This window comes from Bacteroides rodentium JCM 16496 (genome assembly GCF_000614125.1).
Lineage (GTDB): Bacteria > Bacteroidota > Bacteroidia > Bacteroidales > Bacteroidaceae > Bacteroides > Bacteroides rodentium.
Map to the genome: position 1 here is coordinate 57,774 of NZ_BAKJ01000020.1, position 20,253 is coordinate 78,026.

A 20,253-nucleotide genomic window follows, 5' to 3' on the forward strand; every position below is an offset into this window, starting at 1 on the left:
GCATAAGTGAAAAAAATCAGCCCCTGCGATTTATAAGGCTATCGCAGGGGCTGATTTTATGTCCCACTTTATCAGAAACTTTTCTTTCCTTGCAAACTGATATCCGGAATCTTACTTCTCCAGCAAATCTTTCAGAAAAGCGTCCAGTTCTTCATCCAATCCTTTCAGCAGCTCCTCATTGACCAATAGAGTATCATCATCCATCAGCAGCAGTTCTGCTATTGTTTCTCTATCATCATCCACCAGTACAAAAGAGAATGGTTTCAGAATTGTCAGCTTGTCGAACTTACCTTCATTTTTCATGCTGCAGAGCAGAGTAGACAAGATACGCTCCACGTTTTCGTAGAAATCGTCGCCCTCATATGTCATCCATTCTTCAATGGTGGTATTGGCCAGTTCCTTGTCTTCATCATCAAAGATAGACAGTTCGCCCGAATTCTGATTCGGTTGCAGATGAATGTCTGTAACGATAGTCTGTTCGCAACCGCAGGTGTATTTGCCGATTGCTTTTTTAAGAGTGTCCTCCAGGAGTGCTAATGACGATTGACTGAGCTTCATAATAACTTTCTTTTCTTAATGGTTGTTCAAAGGTAGGGAAAATAATGAATAATGAATAATGAATAATGAAAAAAGTTATATTTCTTTTTCTCTCATTCTTCAAATCGGTTCATTTGCATGTTCAGGCGCGCCATTCCCTCTTTTCGTTTCTCCAATTCGTCTACATACATGCTGATAAAGATATAATAGGAGATGGTTCCGTCATGTATTTCGCCTGCCTCTTTTTTGTCTGTCTTGCTTTTCTCGCGGGCAAGGGTTTGCGCTTTCAGTGCCCATTCCAAGGCTGTATCTATGCTATCTTGCATTTCGTAGCCCAAGGCGGTGTTATAGGCTGCATACATTTTCTGTTTTCCCTTTTTTGTTTCGTAGGTCTGCTTCCATAGTTCTACTGCTTTAGTCCAATTTTCTTCTTTGGCATATACGGCTGCATCACGCATATTTACAGAACCACCACTGAAGAGATAGCGGTTACCGGTTTTCCAATAGGGGAGTAGATGTCTTACCGGAACCGTTCCTGCAAATTCAGATGCTTGCTTCACCATGTCTTCTTCGCTGATGAGGCGGGAACGTACTGACGCTTCACCATTTCCTGCCTCTTCCCAGAAAATACTGTCATTGCTGTTGACGGTTACCATAGGACCTTTGCGGTTAGGCAAATATATTCTGACGGTAGGATATACCTTTACATCCACTGTGCCGAGGAACACACCCCAGTCGCATATAACTTATCTTGCGATTGGAACGCATTTGTATGTTTTCCAGGGCTATCAGGAAATCTACGTCCAAATTCTGTGTAAGTTCCAGTACTTCATCCCTCGATAATGTGCTTTCGCGGGGATTGATGTCTTTACTCCGGAGCAGAGTCGCATATCACAACCTCTTCAAAGTAGTTTTCGTTGGCAAGGGCCTCTGCAAGGGATTCGGTTGTTATTGCGGCGTCTCCATTGTAGTAGTTGGTGAGGCGTGCCACCTCATTCTCGCTTTTTTTCTGTTCTTCCTCACTGATGATGAGTTTGTTGTCCGGTACGTTTGGCATGTTGTTGACAACAGCCACACGTTTCAATGTTGCCGGGAAACTGACTTCTGCCGGAAGCATGTAATCAATGGACAGTTGTTCTACACTCTGGCAGCTGCCTAACAGCAGAGAACCCATCAATAACAGACAATAGTGATATTTGGTCATAGTCTTTGGTTTTGTTCTTCGGAGCAAAAGTACTCTTTTAGCTGAATATTCAAAAGCTGGAATGAATAAAAAATGTGATAATGTGGTAGGAGAAAAAGTGATAGGGTGATAAAAGATACTTGACGGTATCATCTTATCACCCTATCGCCTTATCATTTTATAGCTTTGATTTATGCATTCCTTCCGTGGCAGTTTTTGTATTTCTTACCGCTTCCGCAAGGACAAGGATCATTGCGTCCTACGGTCTTCTCGGCACGGATAGGTTCGCGTCTTGGTTGTTCACGTGTATCTTGTGCCGCAGCAGCCTGCTGGTTCGGGTCATTCAAATCAACTTTCTGCTCGCGATACTTGCTCATATCCTGGCGTTGTTCCGGAGCAGCCTGGCGCACCTCTACTTGGCGGGGAGCCTGGGGAGCCTCAGGGGCTTCAACCGGAGCCTCTTGTACCGGGATTTGTCCACGCATTAAGATAGAGATAGTCTGATTATTAATCTTATTCACCATGGCATCAAACAAGTTTACAGATTCCAGCTTGTAAATCAACAGCGGGTCTTTCTGCTCGTAACTTGCATTCTGCACGGAGTGTTTCAGCTCGTCCAACTCGCGCAGGTTTTCTTTCCATGCTTCGTCGATGACGTGCAGCAAGATGGATTTCTCGAATGACTTCACCACTTCCTTACATTCTGTCTCATAAGCTTTCTTCAGGTTGCAGGAGATGTTGTACATACGTTTTCCGTCTGTGATGGGGATAAGTATGTTTTCGTACATGTGTCCCTGCGTTTCGTATACTTGCTTGATGACCGGATAGGCTATCTGTGCCATACGTTCCGTCTTGCGTTTGAAGAGTTCCATGGCAGCGTCAAAAGTTCTGTCTGCCAGTTTTTCTTTCTTCTCATTACGGAATTCCTCTTCGGTAAAAGGTACTTCCATGGCAAGCGTCTGGAGCACATCCATTTTGCAGTTTTCGTAATCGGGCGCTTCGACGGCATTGGCACAACGGTCCCAAATCATGTTCACGATGTCCATACCGATACGCTCGCCCATCAAGGCGTGGCGGCGTTTGGTGTAGACTACGGTACGTTGTTTGTTCATCACGTCGTCATATTCCAGCAGACGCTTACGGATACCGAAGTTGTTTTCCTCCACTTTCTTTTGTGCACGTTCAATGGATTTGGAAATCATGCCGTGTTCAATCATTTCACCTTCTTTGAAACCCAGTTTGTCCATTACACTGGCAATGCGGTCACTGGAGAACAGACGCATCAGGTCATCTTCCAAAGATACGAAGAATACAGAAGAACCCGGGTCTCCCTGACGTCCTGCACGACCACGCAGCTGACGGTCCACACGGCGTGATTCGTGGCGTTCCGTACCGATGATGGCAAGACCGCCTGCAGCTTTCACTTCCGGACTCAGCTTGATGTCGGTACCACGGCCTGCCATATTGGTAGCGATGGTTACGGCACATTTCAAACCGGCAGTAGCCACAATATCCGCTTCCTTCTGATGCAGTTTGGCATTCAATACACTGTGCTCAATCTTGCGCATGGTAAGCATCTTGCTCAGCATTTCAGAGATTTCGACAGAAGTGGTACCCACCAGTACGGGGCGTCCTGCTTCCACCATTTTTTCTATCTCTTCGATGACGGCTTTATATTTTTCGCGTTTTGTCTTGTAAACGCGGTCATTCATGTCGTTACGGGCAATGGGGCGGTTGGTCGGAATAACCACTACATCCAGTTTGTAGATGTCCCACAACTCGCCGGCTTCTGTTTCTGCCGTACCGGTCATACCGGATAGTTTGTGGTACATACGGAAGTAGTTCTGCAACGTAATGGTGGCAAAGGTCTGTGTGGCAGCTTCTACCTTCACGCCTTCTTTGGCTTCGATGGCTTGGTGCAAACCGTCAGAATAACGACGTCCTTCCATGATACGTCCCGTCTGCTCGTCCACAATCTTCACCTGGCCGTCTATTACCACATATTCGTCATCTTTCTCGAACATGGTGTATGCTTTCAACAACTGGTTGATGGTATGCACGCGCTCGCTCTTGATGGCATAGTTGGTCATCAGGGCATCCTTCTTTTCAAGGCGCTGTTCGTCTGTCAGCTCTGTTTCGTTTTCCAGGGCAGAGAGTTGTGCGGTGATATCGGGGAGTACGAAGAAAGTGGGGTCCTCTACATTGCCGCTAATCAAGTCTACGCCCTTGTCCGTCAAATCCACACTGTTCAATTTCTCGTCGATGACGAAATACAGCGGGTCAGTCACCTCGTGCATGCGCTTGTTGTTTTGCTCCATGTAGATTTCTTCGGTCTTCAGCATACCGGCCTTGATGCCTTGTTCGCTGAGGAACTTGATGAGCGCCTTGTTCTTGGGCAAGCACTTGTGGCTGCGATACAAAGCGAGGAAGCCTTCTTCCTGGTCTTTCTTGTCGTCCGATGCAATCAGGCGCTTGGCATCGGCCAGGTATTGGGTAGCCAGTTTTTTCTGAGCTTCTACCAGGCGTTCCACTTGCGGGCGGAGCTGTTCGAAGAGTTGGTCGTCGCCTTTGGGAACCGGTCCGGAGATAATCAGCGGAGTACGGGCATCGTCAATCAATACAGAGTCCACCTCATCGACAATGGCATAATTATGCTGGCGCTGTACCAGGTCTTTGGGGCTGATAGCCATGTTGTCACGCAGGTAGTCGAAACCGAATTCATTGTTTGTACCGAACGTGATGTCTGCCAGATAGGCTTTGCGACGGGCATCAGAGTTGGGCTGGTGCTTGTCGATGCAATCTACACTCAAACCGTGGAACATGTAAAGAGGGCCCATCCATTCGGAGTCACGTTTTGCCAGATAGTCGTTCACGGTCACTACGTGCACGCCGTTACCGGTCAGGGCATTGAGGAATACCGGCAGGGTAGCTACCAATGTCTTGCCTTCACCGGTTGCCATTTCGGCAATCTTGCCTTTATGCAGAACCACGCCACCGAATAGCTGTACATCATAATGTACCATGTTCCATACGGTATCGTTACCACCTGCTATCCAATGGTTCTGGTAGATGGCTTTATCTCCTTCGATGCGTACAAAGTCTTTTGTGGTAGCCAGTTGCCGGTCAAAGTCGGTAGCTGTAACCACTACTTCTTCATTTTCAGAGAACCGTTTGGCTGTTTCCTTTACGATAGAGAACGCCACGGGCAGTACTTCGTCCAGTGCTTTCTCATAAATCTCCAATATCTCTTTCTCGATTTTGTCGATTTGGTTGAAGAGGTCTTCGCGTTTTTCCAGTTCGGTCTCTTCAACGCTGGCTTTCAGTTCTTCCACTTTGGCGCGTTGTTCGGCTGCCGAATCGTGGATGTAGGCTTTCAGTTCTTCTGTCTTGGCGCGTAGGGCGTCGTTGTCGAGTTTGGCTACTTCCGGGTAAGCGGCTTTGATTTTCTCCACCCACGGTTGTATTTCTTTCATGTCGCGTGTGGATTTGTTGCCGAAAATCGAGCTTAAAAATTCATTAAATCCCATTATATATTTGTTTTTATTATTATTGCTGAGTTAGCTGTGCGTGCAAAGTTACTGATTTCTATACAGATTCCCCACACTTGCACGGATTATTTTAGCACTGTGTGCCATCCCGTGTTTTTTTGAGGGATTTTTGCTACACAGTTTCAGAATCAAAAGTCGAGGGGAGATGCCGTACTTGCATTAGGGGCACGGATACGCATTACACTTGCCAGGGTAGGGGCAATGCGGTCAATACAGACGGGTATACGGATGGTTTCAGCCTTCGTTCCACCTCCCAATAAAATGAGGGGAGCAGGAATATCGGCCGCACGTACTACACGGTTATCAGTGTTGTTTTCCTGCATAATGGTCCAGCCCGGGAGTATTTCAATGAGCAAATCGCCGGAACGCTGGCGGTGAAAGCCATTGCGTATGCGTTCTATTTGCGGTGACCAGGGGCCCAGAAGCAGGCGATGAGCTGAATATACTTCGTTCACACCACTAAACTGAACCAGAAATTCGGCGGATTTTTCTTGAATTTCAGTCAGGCTCAACTGCTTTTTCTCAATAAGTTTATGGTTGAGATAGATTTGTCGGTCATAATAAGCTTCCACATATTGTCCCTCGCCATAGGATGCCATGAGGTACATGTTCAGCAAGGCGGCACAGCGGTTCAGGTGGAATTCTCCACCCGGTATGCGGTACAAGCCCGGGTCGGTAGCTTCCGGTTCGGCATAACCGGTGGAAGTGATACAGAACAATACATTATGAAGTCCCACTTTGCGTTCTATAAGTTCCAGCAGGGAGGCGATGCTGCGGTCCAGCCGCACGTAAGTATCTTGCATTTCCATGGCACACTCCTGCGTACTCCGGTGGTTATAATTTCCTGCGTAGTAAGTCAGCGATAACAGGTCGGGCACGTCATCTTGTCCGATAGTACTTTTGTTCAGCAGCTCTTCGGTCAGCAGGTTGACTTCCTCGTTGATGAAAGGGCTGGTTATCAAGCGGCGGAACTTGTTTGCCCGTTCGCCGTCCAGTTTGTATTTGAATGGCTCGTTGCGCCATTCGGGCAGAAATGTATAGCTGGTAAAGGGAAGTGCAGGTGTCCATACCATATCCTTGATACGGTAGTCGGGAGATTTCCGGTCGTTGTATTGGCTCAGCCACCACGGAAATTCATTGTAATAAGTTGTACTGCACCATTTCCCGGTATTGTTATTAAGCCAGAAAGCACCGTTTCCCGCGTGTCCGGCACCCAATATGGCGGCATCGCGGAAAGGTGCGATGGCGTAGACCAGACCTTTGTTGCGGGTGGCTATTTTCAGCTCGTCGGCAATGGTAGAGGTCAGTAATTGGGAGGGGGAAGTGCTTTCGTCGGTATAGTTGCCCATGAAGTGGGGGTCTTCTACGCAGTTCATGGGGCGTAGTGTACCTGCATCCAGCCACTGCTCTGCAATGATGCCGTTCATGGACGGTGTTGTCCCGGTATAGATGGCGGCAATGGCCGAAGCCCGGTCTGTCCCGCAAAAGGGGAATTCCGCCTGGCGGAATACCTTGCCTTCACGCAGCAGGCGTTTGAATCCCTTTTCGCCGTATAAGGACGAAAAGGCCTCCATGTAGTCCGTGCGCAGCTGGTCGATGGTCAGTGTCACCACCAGGCGCGGCAATATCGGCTGGGGCTGGGCGTTCAGTCCCGTAAAGGTCAGTGCGAGTATGGAAGTTATCAGTCCTTTTTTCATCTTCTTAATGTGCTAATGTGTTAATGTGCTGCACTATGTGTGTGTGGTGCTTTCATGCCGCAGGTCATTTGCATATGGGCACATTTGCACATTAACACATTATTTGCAGAGCGTATCAGCAAACACAGTGCCAAAGGTAATACTGCTGACGGAATTCTCTGCGGAATTATTGCCCAAAGCCCTATAAAAAGTGTTAAAACCACGAAATTGGCCAGCAAATAGCGGCTTATTTCCCTTTTTCGTACCCTGGATAGCATGAATGGAAGGCAGAAAAGGTGGAATGGATGGAACACAAACAGTATGTAATTGGGACTTACTGCCGGGTGCTGTGAGAAGAGTGCCAGAAATGCCAGTATACATCCGGCTATTCCGGCAGCCAGGAAAAGTATGAGGTCTATGCCCCAAAGAGTTTTTCCTCTTCGTATGCCATAAATGCTGATGCCTGCTACAAGTGCCAGTAATAGTGAAGCCGACTGCATCGGTGTGATGCCTCCACTGACGAAGTCGGTCGGTGTCTTGCCCGTTACTACGATTTTTTCTTCTTTGGCAACCAGTGGCCGTGTTTGTCCTTCTTTGTCCGCAATCTGCGCTTTATTGAAATACTCCTGCATGTAGAAGGGGACGAACATCATCTGTCTTCGGCTGATAGGCTCGTCTGCTTTGCTGCCCATGCATAGGTCCATGCCGAAACGTGCCCACAAATGGCCTTCACTGTATTTATGCAGCAAATCCCTGAAAGATATCCCCGTACTGTTATCGGTCATATTGTCAGCGTATTGCAGGGTGCCGTCGATGGCACGCTCTATCTGGTCGCGCGGGCGGGTGGCGCAGTTGTCGTAGAAGAAATTGTAGCGGTACACCCGGTTTTCGGGGCGGTAGTTTTCTTCCAGCAGTGTCACCAAGCGCTTTTTTTCTTCTTCCGTCAGGTTTAGCGTCTGTTGCCAGACATCGCGTTCCAGATAGTTGTATTCGGCAGCGAAATGTTCATAGTCGGTTACTCCAAGTTGATAGTCCGTTTCTCCCAAGGCAAAGCGAAGGATGAAGTTAGGCGCATTGAAGTTGAACATGCCGTAATTGAAGACGGCGTCGATGCCACGCGTATAGTTCTCGTACCGTATGGCAGTGTGCCCGAAAAGGGAATATATTTCACCTCCTGCGGCACAGGTCAGCAGGCTGACGCGGAGGGAGTCTGCCGGTTGTGCTCTCAGTCCGGAGGCAGCCAGTATAAGGGCTGTGTATAAGAAAAAAAACAGTCGTTTCATGGTGACAAAGATAGTCTGATTTATTCAAAAAAGGACTTTGATAGGGCTAAATGTTTGGTGGGATATTCGTTTTTTTAGGGTTTCTGACATTTTGATTGTTGGTTAACTATATTTAACTGATAAATTCCTCTGATAGTCTACCGTAAGTCGAAAAAGTTACTATATTTGCTACATCCTTATTAAAATAATTTGAAACACAAAATGCAGAATCAAAAAAGCGGCAGTCATGTTCATCCCTCTCACCATAGCCATCCTCAGAGGTGTGCTTTCCCCGGCCTCTCTGGCGGGGAAAGGCCTTTCATCCGGGAAGCTCCGGCAAGCTGTCCGGATGCTGCGGCTTTTGCCCGATTCTGCGGAAGGGGTAGCCTTGCTGTTGCAACGGGTGTTCGAAGAGTGTCAGGTACATGTTGAATTGCCCGCTTCCCGCTTTTTCCCCTCTTTCCGTCACTTCCAGCGCTCCGATGACACTGCTTGTCTCTGTCGTCTGCGGAAGGACGAAATGGAGTATTACTTCCTTCACCTTGCCTATGGTGACGAGCCTGCCACCGACCAAGGCATCTTCTACCAGGCACTGTTGCATGCCGAGTCCCGTTGGCTAAGGCTGTTGCTGCAAGAAGAAATATCTCACATCTATTCTGATGCCGATGCCCGCATGCTGCTGTGCGAGGTGCTCGAGGAGATTTACTCCGTGGGTGCCGATGCCGACGAGGCCGCCCTCCGGGGATTTATGCCCGAGGTGTGCTTGCAACTGAAGGGCGCACTGGCTTCGCTCTATCTGAACCTGACGGTAGACTTCGGCTACCTGCTGGAGCCCCTGGATTACTTGGACTACCATTCCCTTTTGGCGGATGCCCGCTACCAGCACTCTTTGGACGCGCGTGAAGCCTGGGAGTACGACGTCTACCAGATGGGAAATAAAGCGTGTGGGCTGGTGGCCTCCGAGAAAGCCTCCCGGCGGGAGCACGAGGCATTGCTCCTCTACGAAAAGATGCAGATATTGTGTGAAGGCATGGGAGAGCTGACCGCCTCTTCGCCCTTGTGCCGGGGGATGATATTGCTGGAAAATTTCCTGTTCTGCCTGTTTTGCGACCTTCTGGCTGATGCCGACAGGGAAAAGGGCATCCGGTTGCTGTTCTCCCCGGACAAGCTGGCATGCTGGGGCATCGGGTTGCGCGACAATCTCTATTCCGACCACCTGAGGAGTCGGGAGGGCCGCAGTGCCTGCTACTGCGTGCAGAGGCAGCTGGACAAGCGCTGCTTCACTTTCCTTTCTCCCCGGTTGCAGGGCGAGGGCAGCATTCCCCGTATGCTCCGTGCTTATTTGTGCCGCAACAAGGAGCTTTACGAGGAGAACTATGCCCGCTCCTTTATCTCCATCAATTCTGCTGCCCCTCTCGCCACAGTGCCCGTCGCCGTTACTGGCATGAATCCTCAGCAGGACGAAATACACAGCTTGCTGGGATTTCTGGACTATATGACAGCAGCGACCGACGCGAATGCCGACGGCAAGAACAGGAAGACAACGAAAAAGGAACAGGAGAAGAAACCCACGCCCGCCATATTGCTGGAGAGGCTCTTTTTCATCTTCCTCTGCCAGGGTGACATTAGTGCAAAATACTGCAAGAGCGTGGTGATTTGCGCCGGTCGTCTCGAAGTGGTTTACGGTGCCATTTTCTACTATCAGAAGAAGCGGGGAGGGAAATTGGAAGACTATGCCAGGTTCCTGCTGACCGTCTGTGCCGATACCAATACGGAGCTGAAGAACATGACAAAGAATGCGAACAGGTATAGAGATGCCTATGAAAACTATGCCGCCGAGCAGAATATGAAGTTGCTTGCTTGACGATATGGTGACGGTTCCCGTTCGTCAGAAAAACTATTTTTGATTTTTTTCGGGGGCGTCTGCCCGCCGAGTCCGTTGCAGCTTTCTTTCCGATTATTTGTCTGATGCAGATGACACTGATTTTTCTTTTATAGTCGAACTTACTTCTCCTCCTCCGGGGAGGAGGAGTACCCGTAGGGGGAGGTGGTAGCGATACACACTGTACTATTTTTCATTACTTTATGCTCCCTACCACCTCTCCCGTTCTTGTTCTACTATGGAAGGCACGGATTGCACGGATTACACGGATTATTTCTTTCAATATCCCGGCTTGACGGTTTTCCCCGTCAGATACTCGTCATTACCTATCCTTTTTTCTTTGCCCCGAACCAAAAAAAAGGATTATGAAACAAATGATTCCATTGTCAGACACCTTGGAGCAGGTGCACGAGAACCTGCTCCGCCTGACCGGCCTGCTGGAACGGGCAGATGTAAGGCCCCGCCCGCAAGTGGCACCCGATTGGGTGGACGGCCAGGAAGTGATGAACGCCCTGCACATCAGTCGGCGCACCCTGCAGACACTGCGCGACAACGGCACGCTGGGCTATGCCGTCGTGGGGCAGAAGTTCTACTACCGCATCAGCGAGATAGAAGACCTGCTGAGCAACAACTACGTGATGTACAAACTGAAAGCCCGCGGCAAGGAAGACCCTGCCGACGGCGGGAAGGGAGGTGCGCGATGAACCGCTTCAGCTTTTTCCATGCTCCCGTCAGCAACGTCACCCCTTGCGCGGCAGTGGGGTTGGAGGCAGTCTGCGACCTCATCCGCAGCGACAGCTACCGCCCGGCCACCGAAGAGCTGCGCCGTCTCCGTGCCGCCATGAAGGAGGGCAGGGCAACGCAGCGGGACGTGCAGCGCTTCAAGGCGCGCTGTTTCGACTATGTCACCTTCAGTGGGCTCTTCTCCCGCCGGTCGGCTCGGGAGATGAAGGAGCACAGCGGCCTGCTCTGCCTTGACTTCGACCACGTGGACACATGGCAGGGGGCAGGACGGCTTTGCGGAGTCTACGGCCTGCGATACGTACTGCTGGAGGATGCAGCGGTGGATACCGCCCTGCTGTTCCGCAGCCCCGGAGGCGACGGGCTGAAGTGGGTGGTGCCCATCGACCTGCGGCAAGGCACCCACGACGAGTGGTTCCGTGCCCTTTCCTTCTATGCCGGGCGTACCTACGGCATAGAGCCCGACCCTTCGGGCTGTGACGTGGCACGTGCCTGCTACCTGCCGTGGGACCCCGATGCGGTGATTAAAATAGTTGAAAACTGAGGAACTGTTCTGATTTTATTATAGTCGAACAGAATAGGTTTGCGAAAAAATACGGAGTAATTTACTTCTCCTCCTCCGGGGAGGTTGCTCTCCCCCGATAACGGGGGAGGTGGAGGGGAGGAGTACCCGTAGGGGGAGGTGGTAGCGGTACACTCTGCTCTGTTTTTCAGTGCTTTATGCTCCCTACCACCCCGCCCGTTGGGCACCCCTCCTCCCCAGAGGAGGGGAATTGAGATACTCTCTCTATTCGCTTTTCTTTTCGCAAATCATTTCTGTTCTACTATAAAAAAGTATTTTATGAGCTTTTCCTAAGCTTCTTTCTGGTCTTTTTCTTCTTTCACATTCGTCACATAGCCCGCTATGCTCCTCATGAGAAAAAAGAAAAAATCCTCAAAAATAAAACTTGGTAAAATGCTCAAATAAAATAAAAGCAATTTCTGAAAAAACGAAAAGTTAAAAATGGCCAAACAAAAATTCAATCCGGACAAGTGGCAGCGCAACGCTGCACTCAGTCTGCGTGACGAAGTGGAAATCGTCACCCGCCGCATCGAAGGGGCGGCACTCGACATAACCTGCGCCTATTCCGACTGGCTCAGCCTGGGCTTTGCCCTGGCACGCGGGCGTGGGGGAGGAGGGGCGCGACTACTTCCATCGCCTGAGCCGCTTCTACAGCGGCTACAAGCCTGCCGAGGCAGACAGGCAGTATGACGCCTGCCTGCGCTCGCAACGGCAGGGCATCACGGTGAACACCTTCTTCCACCTGGCAAGCCGGGCGGGGGTGGACATCCGTACCTCAGAGCCTGCCCGGCGCCAAAATGCCAAAATGCCGGTGCCTCCCGCTCCGGCCCTTCCTCCTTCGCCTGCCACTCCCGCACCTCCGGCTCCCGTCGCGAAGGCGGCCCCGCAACCGGAACCCTTCCCCGACGAGGTCTATGCCTCGCTTCCCCGCCTGCTGGTGGACGTCTGCTCCTACGGACTCTCGCCCGAAGATACCGACATGCTGCTGTTGGGTGCCGTCACCGTTCTCTCTTCCTGCCTCACGCAGGTGTCCGGCATCTACGGGCAACGGCAGGTGTGCCCCAACCTCTTCCTCTTTGTCAATGCCCGTGCTTCGGCGGGCAAGGGGCGGCTTACGCTGTGCCGCCACCTGGTGGATGTGGTGCATGCCGAGCTGCGCCGCCGCAGTCGCCTGGAGTGGGAGGCATACCGCCGCGAAAAGGCGCTCTACGACAAGCAGAAGCGGAAGGAGGCGGCAGAAGAGCCTCCGCAACCGCCCGTCCGCATGCTCTTCATCCCTGCCAACAGCACTGCCACCGCCCTCTTCCAGACACTGAACGACAACGAGGGCCGTGCGCTGATGTTCGAAACCGAGGGCGACACGCTGGCCAACACCTTCCGCAGCGAGCACGGCAACTACAGCGACGGCCTGCGCAAGGCGTTCCACCACGAGCCCATCGCCTACAACCGCCGCAAGGACCGCGAGTATGTCGAAATAAACCGCCCCTGCCTGTCGGTGCTGCTCAGTGGCACGCCCCGGCAAATCATGTCGCTCATCCCCGACGCCGAGAACGGGCTCTTTTCCCGTTTCCTCTTCTACAGCCTTCCCCTGCGTCCGGTGTGGAACGACGTGTTTGCCGATTGCGGGGGCGACACCATCGACGGCAAGTTCATCGCCCTGGGCGGGCGCTTCTTCCAGTTCGTCAACCGCCTGCAGCAGGCAGCCCCCATCACCTTTGTGCTGACTGCCGGGCAGCAGCGCGAGTTCAACCGCTTCTTCGGTAGCCTGCAGGAAGAGGGGATGGAGTGCTTTGGCGAAGACATGCTCTCCTCCGTGCGCCGCCTGGGGTTGTCTGCCTACCGCATCTGCATGGTGCTCTCCTCGCTCCGGCTGATGGACTACGAGGGCGATGCTCCGCTGCCCGCCCGCCTCGTCTGCCGCGACGACGATTTCCACACCGTGCTGCTGATGATGCGGACGTTGCTCTCCCATACGGGGGCGGTCTATAGCGCCCTGCAGGCGGAGGTAGCCGCCTCGGCATCGAAGCCCGCCACCCCTGTAGGAAAGCGGCGTGAAGAGCGGCGCGAGGCTTTCCTCGGGGCGTTGCCTGCCTTCTTCAGCCATGCCCTCTACCAGGAGACGGCGGCACGGCTGGACATCCCCGCCCGCACGGCAGACCGCTACATCGTAGAGCTGTGCAACAGCGGGAAGCTGCGGAAGAGGGCTTTCGATGCTTACGAGAAACCGGAGTAAAGGCATGTCTTCTCCCTGCTTGCTCCCTGTCCTCTCCGTATCTATATGTTGGGAGCAGGTAGGGAGCGGGTAGGGAGCGGGTAGGAATGAGACAGGTTGTATGGATAAATGGGGATTTATTTCAGAGGAAATCACAGAAAATATTTACATTTGCATCCGGATAACCGCGTGTGGGATGTGAATGCTATGAAAGAGCTCTTTTTACACACATTTTTTGACGGTGCTGCCCGTGTTGTGGGGCAGCCGGATGTTTGTCGGTGGCTGGCTACCCTGGCGGGGGTGCCGGCGGTCGGCGGCATGCCTCTTCCTGCACGTCTGCTATGCGATACCTGCACGGATGGGATTGAGATTTGGACGACGGATAACGGCGCTCCTTCTGCCGGGGGGGTGACGGTATACCGTCGTGTGCTTTTGCGTCCTGTGAGGGAAGAGGAAGACGGGGGACGGTGGCGCATCGGTGTGGAGCTGCCCGCCGACGTAGGGGTGTGTACCTCCCGGTCGCTGTCGGAGCTGGGAATGGCAGGCGTTGTGCCGCAACGGGTGGTCATGGACGGGAGGGTATTCCCTTTTGAAAAGCTGACGATGGAGCAGATGAGACGGATGGACGAGGGACGGGCGGTGCTCACGCCGCAACTGGCGGGGGAACTGGGGCTGAAGTGCCCGGCAGGCGGGAGGCTGTCGTATGCGGAGCTGCACCGCGAGGCAGAGCGGCGGCTGGCTGCCTGCTTTCCGGGCGGGGCGAGGCCGAGGGGTGTCCGTTGCGCGTGGATTTGCGCCTGCCGGATGTGCCTGCCGAAAGGCTCTTCACGGTGCCTGAGGGGCGATGCCTTTTGCGCTTCGGGCAGCAGGGCGGGGGCAGGCGCCCGCGCCAGGGGCTGGAGCGTCATGGGGCTTTCAGAGCGTCGCCCCATCGCTTGCTCACGGTTGTCATGCTCTATCCCGAGTAGGGTAGAAGATGCCCGAAGGCTTCTCGGGCTGCTGTTTCCGATGGGAGGCCTTGTCGGGACGATGCCTTCGGGCAAGGCCGAGGAATGGGTGGCATACAGGGCGGAGGATGCGGTGGTGGATTACCTGACGTCTACGCTCTATGCCATGCAGGCGGCATCGGGCGGCTCGGCGGGGTGCCGGCTCTATTGTTATATTCCGCCCGGGGCGGGTATGCCGGCAGTGCCGCAGGGGGTGGAGCTTCTGGTCTGGTTGCGTCGGCTGGTCCGGTCGTTCGGTTCTTTTTTTCTGGGGCCTGTGCCGCTGCATGGCATTGATGCGGAGGCGTTCGGATGGCGGCTTCCGTCGGTGGCGGCAAGCTTGCTGGTGCAGATGGGCGGCGTGCCCTGGATGCCGGCCGGGGCGGCGGGGGGTGACACTACGCTTTTTGCGGGGCTTTCCTGCTCCGGTTCCCGGAGGGGGCAGGAGGAGTTTTGTGCAGGGGGCTTCTGGCATCCCTCTTCACTGCGTTGCGTGGAGGAGGTCTGTTTTCCGCTTCGTCGTTTCGCTTTCCGCTTCGGCGGTCGTTTCAGGATGGCTTGCGAGCATTTTGCCGGGGAGCATGAGGGGTATCTTCCGGACCGTGTGGTGGTTTATTGCCACCACGACCTGCCGTCCGGCGTGCTGCGCGAGGTGGCGGGGGAATTCTGCCGTTATCAGCCTGTGTTGCCGTTGGTAGTGGCAAGGGTGCGCCTCACGGCAGGCATTGCCCCGTGCTGCTACGACCCCGGTGCCGAGGGATGCATGCCCCCGGCGGGCACTTGCCTGCACAGTGGTGAGGGGCGTATGTTGCTCTTCTGCCGCGAGGCGCTGCCGGCCCTTGGCAAGCGGCGGGCGTTCTATCCTGCCCCGATGGAGGTGAGGTTCGACAGGCTGGCTGCGGATGGCAGCTTGCTGCCGCTGCCCAAGGCGGAGGCCGAGGAACTGGCGGTGGAGACGTACCGGCTGGTGTGGAGCCATCCGGCGCATGTGGACGGCAGCGCCCTGCCGTCGGTGCTGTCGTGTACGGACAGCCTGGCTCGCCGGCACTATCAGGAGTGGCTGGTGGAGGAGGCGCACCGCCGCGCCATTCAGGAGGGACGCGGCTGAAATGGCATTTTGACAATTTGACGCCTCTGTGTGGCAAAGCGATGCAAACGGAGGCAGGCATCACGCGTTTTGGAAATCCTTTTCTTTTCGGGACTACTTTTGCCGGTACCGGACGGTCCGCATTATTTTCTAAAATTAACGACTTATGAAACAGATTATCTTAAATCTCCTGTTGTTGCTATTCCCGGTGGGAATGGCCTATGGACAAATTCCCGAAATTCCTAAAAGTGTCCTGAGCCCTACGGCTGCCAGTCTCGGGCTGTATGGCGAGGTGCCGGTTTCTCATTTTACCGGTATATCTGGAAAGAATCGATGCTCCGGACTTTTCCGTAGCATTTGAATCATATATAAGTGACGAGTTGCGGTATGACGAACGTATTTTCCGCAAGAAGATGGAAAAAGGTACCCTGTTGCCATATCTCTATCCGGACACTGGTGGGGATTACCTTACAGAGAGTTTGAAGAATCTGCAATGGCAGAAGCTGACGGGTATCTGGATTACGGATAGGGAGGGAGCAGGCATACGCTGGTTCAGGCTGAAGTATAATGACAGCAGCTCGGAAAGATTGATGCTGGAATCTGTCATGGAATATGGTGCCGACCAGGAAACCGGCGGACGAATCTACAAGTTTGAGTACGAAACTCCTGAGAAGTTGCCACCCTATCTGTCCAACAAAGTAGACCATTGGGGATTTTATAACAATAAGGAAGCGGTGTTGACTGACTTTGAGGCTTATTATGGCCTGCGCAATCCCAATCCTGCCGCTTTGCAATATGGCATACTGAAGAGAATAACATATCCCACCGGAGGATATACCCGTCTGGTGTTTGAACCTCACGACTATCGAAAACAATTGAAGCCGGCCAGGTGGGAAAGCTGCGAAGAACTGACGGAGAACAAGACGGCGGGAGGCCTGCGGATAAAGCGGATAATAGACAGTGATACGGGTGCGGAGGCAGATGAGAAGGTGTCAAAAGAATACCTCTATGTCACCGATTATGTGCAGAACAAGGAAGCTGCCACCATCTCGAGCGGTGTGCTGGGCGGAGTAGCACAGTATGAATTCAAGGAGTACGTGGTGCAGGATGTGAATGGCGAACACCAAAAACATCATAAATACTTCTTCAGTTCGCAGTCCGTACTGCCCGGATCGGAAAACTCCATGGGCAGCCACATCGGTTATACGGAGGTGATCGAGAAAAGGACCGACGGCTCCTTTACCCGTTACCGCTTCACCAATCTGGACAACGGACACCTGGATGAACCCGCCGATGCTATCATACAGCAGACACGTACCCCTTATGAGCCATACGCATCGACTTCCGTAGAACGTGGGCAGATAATCCTGCAAGAAGACTATACGGCTGACGGAACGATAAAGAGGAAGAAGGAGACCACGTATGAGAAATCGTCCGACACGTCGGAAGACTTTGTGCGCTCCATGAAGGCTGCCAGCTATTATTTGTGTGGAAGTGCCGGTCTGTTTTGCGATGAGGGTGCCTCTTACCGTACGTATATGTATAGCTATCGCAAGGTAGATGAGCAGGAGACGCTTTATGACAATGCAGCCAGTCCGCTGGTCACATCCATCGGTTATGAATACAATGCCCAAGGCCTTCTTCGGAAAAAGAGCCAAAGTGTAAACGCAGGGGTGAAGCATCTCCTTTACCAATATCCTGCCGATGTGCAGACAGACGTATGCCGCTCCATGGCAAGCAAGCATGTGCTTTCTCCCGTCATCGAGGAAAAAACGGAATTGGCAAACGGCGGCGTTACTTATCCTTTGCTGTGCCATCGCTACACATACACTCCGCTGCAAGGAGGAACCGACCGTTTCTTCGGACTGAAAAAGGTGGAGCAAAGCGTGGGTAGCAGTCCATTCAGGGAGAAGCTGTCCTGCTATCGGTACGATGCCAAGGGGAATATGTACATGTAAAGGAGAATGAAACGGATGTGGTTTACCTTTGGGGCTACAATTACCGGTACATCGTTGCGGAACTGAGAAATACCACTGTAGAAGAGGTGGAGAAGTATATTGGCAGCATCGAGAAATTCTCTGCTGCCGAAGCGCCCGACCTGCAACAACTTGCCCTGCTGAGAAAACACCTGGCCAATGCACTGATTACGACGTACACGTATGCGCCTACAGGCCTGACGTCGGTCACCGATCCGCAAGGCAAGACGACCTACTATCAGTACGACCCGCTGGGACGTCTGTCTTTTGAAAAAGATTATCTGGGTAGGGTGAGGTGTGCTTATGATTATCAATATTCCATAAAATAGAGAGCGTTATGAAAAAATATATATTCATATTCATCGTATTGTTCTGCCTTCCATGTTTCTGTTCGGCAGAAAAGGTTATCGAGTTCACGCCGGTGAACGATTACGGTTATAGTGAGACTTATACGGCCTATGAAGCCTTGGAGCATGAAAACCTGTATGTGGTACGCTTTGACTTGCATAAAGCCATGAACATCACTTTGAGCAATTGCGGGTCGGCTGGCATGACAGCTGCCGCGATGTCACTGACGTCGGATGCCGGAAGCATCTCCTTGTCTCCGCAGGCATGCGGAACGGCTGCGGGTATCGGGGAGACCACGCTGTTCTTGTCTGCCGGCAGTTATTCATGGCAGGTGAGGGTCACGGCACAGACTCCCGGATGGATACTTCAATTGTCCGTCGATGGGGCTGAGTACATACCCGGACCCTCGTCTGAAGACCCGGTAGAGCTTGGTGTGTTTCTGACAGACCAGGAAGAGGTCATTCTGGATAAGGCAACTTCCGGCTATCCACCGCTGGAAGGAGCCGGAGGAGCTGTGCTTCATTTCTTTGAGACGGTGTGTCCCACGGACATCACTTTCAATGTCACGGACAGCGATACTCGTCTCATAGTGAAAGACAGGGGTGGGCTAGAGGTGTTCCGTACCGAAGGACGTCCGGCAACTTACAGATTTCCGCAGGGGAAATTCTGTCTTTATGTAGATTTCATCAGTGGCAAGGACGGAGACTTGGACATGAGTTTCAGTGTCCGCCTTATAGACAGCCAGGACACTCCTGCAGATACGCTGCTTGCTTTCCCGACCTTTGCCCGGACGGAACTGCCGGTTCTCTCGGACAGAAAGAACTATGTACTGACACATACCGCACTGAGTGCCGACGGGAAGCAATACCGGGATGTGGCACAATATCTGGACGGGCTGGGACGCACTTCGCTGTTGCTCGAGAAGAATGTGACCCCTGCCGGGAAAAGCCTTTTCAGCTTGCAGGAATATGATGGCAACGGACGTCCGTATAAGAAGTGGCTGCAAGTGGATGCCTCAGGCAACCACATCGGCCGGGCAGAGGTGGTGTCCGCGGCTTCCCGCTTGTACAACGGTGACTCACGGGCTTATGAACTGACGGAATATGAACCCTCTCCACTGGATCGCGTAACTTCGAAATACGGTCCGGGCACTGCGTGGCAGAATCATCCGGCATCGACGGTTTATGCGGTCAATGGCAATACCCCGGATTTGCGCTGTTCGTACTATTACCTCAACGGCACTGCCTGGCACGCCAAGGAGACTACGCACCGGGTGAGCTCACCGTGACAAAGTCGGTGGACGAGGACGGGCATGTGCTTTTCACCTTCAAAGACAAGGAAGGACGGACCGTATTGTCGCGCCAGCTCAACGGAACTGAAAGGAATGACACCTATTATATATATGACAGGCATGGCAATCCGGTTTACGTTCTTCCTCCCATGATTGCCGACAACATATCGGGTGCCAGCTTGGAGCAGTATGCCTACAGCTACAAATATGACGAATGGAACCGCTGCATAGAGCGGAAGATGCCCGGAGCCGGCAACTTGACACGTTTTGCCTACGACAAGGCAGACCGCCTTGTCTTTCAACAAGACGGCGTGCAAGCCGGACGAAACGAATGGTCGGCCACCCTTTACGATGCACTGGGACGTGAAGTATTGAAGGGATTGTGTACCATCAGTTCCCGTCCATCCGTAGAGAATGTCGTGTTGAAAGCCGTGCGGGTTGAAGAGGGCGGCATTGCGGAAAGCGGCTATGCAGTGGAAGGATTCTCCTACTCCCTTTCGAGGCTACTCAGGGTGAACTATTATGATGACTACACTTTTTTGAATCTTGCGCCCCACCAGGCTGTCAAGGACGGTTTGCTGTATGGTTTTTCCGATGTGGCGGGTTCGTCTGTGTATGACAAGCGTTATGTGAAGTACGGTATTCCTGCAATCTCCTCGCAAGGATTGTTGACCGGCACTAAGGTATATCCTGCCGATGGTGGCAGCGGTCTGCTTTCCGCTTTCTATTATGACGGCTTGGGCAATGTGGTCCAGCAGCGTTCGCAGAATCACCTGGACGGTTACGAAAAAGATTTCTTTTCCTATACCTTCAGCGGCAAGCCCTTAAAGCACCTGCACATCCATTCCGCGCCGGGAAAGGATGACATTAGGGAGGTGTACAGCTATGTTTACGACAACAAGACGGGAGATAACCCGGAGCGCCTGCTGAAAGTGCAGCACCAACTGGACGGTGGCAATGTG

14 protein-coding genes and 1 pseudogene are annotated in these 20,253 nt (G+C 52.7%); 8 read left to right on the forward strand and 7 right to left on the reverse strand.

What is annotated here, in order from left to right:
* Positions 1-111: 111 nt before the first annotated feature.
* The 5 genes and pseudogenes from JCM16496_RS10735 to lnb all read right to left on the reverse strand — a co-directional run bounded on the left by JCM16496_RS10735 (position 112) and on the right by lnb (position 8,227).
* The gene (locus JCM16496_RS10735) at positions 112-558 is read right to left on the reverse strand and encodes a hypothetical protein (RefSeq protein WP_025834221.1); all 447 of its coding nucleotides are present in this window, start codon (positions 556-558) and stop codon (positions 112-114) included.
* Between the two features lie 92 nt (positions 559-650).
* Positions 651-1,741 (reverse strand): annotated as a pseudogene (locus JCM16496_RS10740) (DUF6340 family protein).
* Positions 1,742-1,911: 170 nt separating this feature from the next.
* Positions 1,912-5,247 carry a preprotein translocase subunit SecA gene (gene secA / locus JCM16496_RS10745; protein ID WP_025834223.1) on the reverse strand — a complete coding sequence of 1,112 codons (3,336 nt, stop codon included), beginning with the start codon at positions 5,245-5,247 and terminating at the stop codon, positions 1,912-1,914.
* A gap of 149 nt (positions 5,248-5,396) precedes the next feature.
* Positions 5,397-6,965 (reverse strand): alkaline phosphatase family protein, encoded by a 1,569-nt coding sequence (locus tag JCM16496_RS10750; protein WP_025834224.1) that lies wholly within the window; start codon positions 6,963-6,965, stop codon positions 5,397-5,399.
* Positions 6,966-6,985: 20 nt separating this feature from the next.
* Positions 6,986-8,227 (reverse strand): lipoprotein N-acyltransferase Lnb, encoded by a 1,242-nt coding sequence (lnb, locus tag JCM16496_RS10755; RefSeq protein WP_244440323.1) that lies wholly within the window; start codon positions 8,225-8,227, stop codon positions 6,986-6,988.
* Between the two features lie 226 nt (positions 8,228-8,453).
* Here lnb and JCM16496_RS10760 point away from each other — a divergent pair, with 226 nt between their 5' ends.
* The 4 genes from JCM16496_RS10760 to JCM16496_RS10780 all read left to right on the forward strand — a co-directional run bounded on the left by JCM16496_RS10760 (position 8,454) and on the right by JCM16496_RS10780 (position 13,624).
* Positions 8,454-10,070 carry a hypothetical protein gene (locus JCM16496_RS10760; protein ID WP_025834228.1) on the forward strand — a complete coding sequence of 539 codons (1,617 nt, stop codon included), beginning with the start codon at positions 8,454-8,456 and terminating at the stop codon, positions 10,068-10,070.
* A 383-nt stretch (positions 10,071-10,453) separates the two neighbouring features.
* Positions 10,454-10,792, forward strand: a complete 339-nt coding sequence (locus JCM16496_RS10765; RefSeq protein ID WP_025834229.1) for a helix-turn-helix domain-containing protein — start codon at positions 10,454-10,456, stop codon at positions 10,790-10,792.
* A 137-nt stretch (positions 10,793-10,929) separates the two neighbouring features.
* A complete protein-coding gene (locus tag JCM16496_RS10770) occupies positions 10,930-11,373 on the forward strand; it encodes a BT4734/BF3469 family protein (RefSeq protein WP_244440325.1) in 444 nt (147 codons plus the stop codon).
* Positions 11,374-11,977: 604 nt separating this feature from the next.
* Positions 11,978-13,624 carry a DUF3987 domain-containing protein gene (locus JCM16496_RS10780; RefSeq protein ID WP_128809544.1) on the forward strand — a complete coding sequence of 549 codons (1,647 nt, stop codon included), beginning with the start codon at positions 11,978-11,980 and terminating at the stop codon, positions 13,622-13,624.
* Positions 13,625-13,755: 131 nt separating this feature from the next.
* Here JCM16496_RS10780 and JCM16496_RS21780 read toward each other — a convergent pair whose 3' ends face one another.
* Both JCM16496_RS21780 and JCM16496_RS23065 read right to left on the reverse strand, forming a co-directional pair.
* Positions 13,756-14,535, reverse strand: coding sequence for a hypothetical protein (locus tag JCM16496_RS21780; protein ID WP_209441611.1), 780 nt, complete (start codon positions 14,533-14,535; stop codon positions 13,756-13,758).
* A gap of 16 nt (positions 14,536-14,551) precedes the next feature.
* Positions 14,552-15,064 carry a hypothetical protein gene (locus JCM16496_RS23065; protein WP_209441612.1) on the reverse strand — a complete coding sequence of 171 codons (513 nt, stop codon included), beginning with the start codon at positions 15,062-15,064 and terminating at the stop codon, positions 14,552-14,554.
* A gap of 18 nt (positions 15,065-15,082) precedes the next feature.
* On the opposite strand from JCM16496_RS23065, the gene JCM16496_RS23070 reads away from it, so the two are divergent.
* From JCM16496_RS23070 to JCM16496_RS10795, 4 genes are all read left to right on the forward strand, one after another.
* Positions 15,083-15,697, forward strand: coding sequence for a hypothetical protein (locus JCM16496_RS23070; protein WP_209441614.1), 615 nt, complete (start codon positions 15,083-15,085; stop codon positions 15,695-15,697).
* Between the two features lie 392 nt (positions 15,698-16,089).
* Complete coding sequence (locus tag JCM16496_RS10790; RefSeq protein ID WP_128809548.1) at positions 16,090-17,634, forward strand: hypothetical protein; 1,545 nt, start codon at positions 16,090-16,092, stop codon at positions 17,632-17,634.
* Between the two features lie 17 nt (positions 17,635-17,651).
* A complete protein-coding gene (locus JCM16496_RS21795) occupies positions 17,652-17,981 on the forward strand; it encodes an RHS repeat domain-containing protein (RefSeq protein WP_159102451.1) in 330 nt (109 codons plus the stop codon).
* Positions 17,982-17,989: 8 nt separating this feature from the next.
* Positions 17,990-19,288 (forward strand): DUF6443 domain-containing protein, encoded by a 1,299-nt coding sequence (locus tag JCM16496_RS10795; RefSeq protein WP_025834234.1) that lies wholly within the window; start codon positions 17,990-17,992, stop codon positions 19,286-19,288.
* The last annotated feature ends 965 nt before the right edge of the window (positions 19,289-20,253 follow it).

Bases quoted from the DNA above. Each gene is read 5' to 3' on its own strand.
- JCM16496_RS10735 (WP_025834221.1), bottom strand. From the start codon at position 558: ATGAAGCTCAGTCAATCGTCATTAGCACTCCTGGAGGACACTCTTAAA.
- secA (WP_025834223.1), bottom strand. From the start codon at position 5,247: ATGGGATTTAATGAATTTTTAAGCTCGATTTTCGGCAACAAATCCACA.
- JCM16496_RS10750 (WP_025834224.1), bottom strand. From the start codon at position 6,965: ATGAAAAAAGGACTGATAACTTCCATACTCGCACTGACCTTTACGGGA.
- lnb (WP_244440323.1), bottom strand. From the start codon at position 8,227: ATGAAACGACTGTTTTTTTTCTTATACACAGCCCTTATACTGGCTGCC.
- JCM16496_RS10760 (WP_025834228.1), top strand. From the start codon at position 8,454: ATGTTCATCCCTCTCACCATAGCCATCCTCAGAGGTGTGCTTTCCCCG.
- JCM16496_RS10765 (WP_025834229.1), top strand. From the start codon at position 10,454: ATGAAACAAATGATTCCATTGTCAGACACCTTGGAGCAGGTGCACGAG.
- JCM16496_RS10770 (WP_244440325.1), top strand. From the start codon at position 10,930: ATGAAGGAGGGCAGGGCAACGCAGCGGGACGTGCAGCGCTTCAAGGCG.
- JCM16496_RS21780 (WP_209441611.1), bottom strand. From the start codon at position 14,535: ATGGGGCGACGCTCTGAAAGCCCCATGACGCTCCAGCCCCTGGCGCGG.
- JCM16496_RS23065 (WP_209441612.1), bottom strand. From the start codon at position 15,064: ATGCCAGAAGCCCCCTGCACAAAACTCCTCCTGCCCCCTCCGGGAACC.
- JCM16496_RS10790 (WP_128809548.1), top strand. From the start codon at position 16,090: ATGGAAAAAGGTACCCTGTTGCCATATCTCTATCCGGACACTGGTGGG.
- JCM16496_RS10795 (WP_025834234.1), top strand. From the start codon at position 17,990: ATGAAAAAATATATATTCATATTCATCGTATTGTTCTGCCTTCCATGT.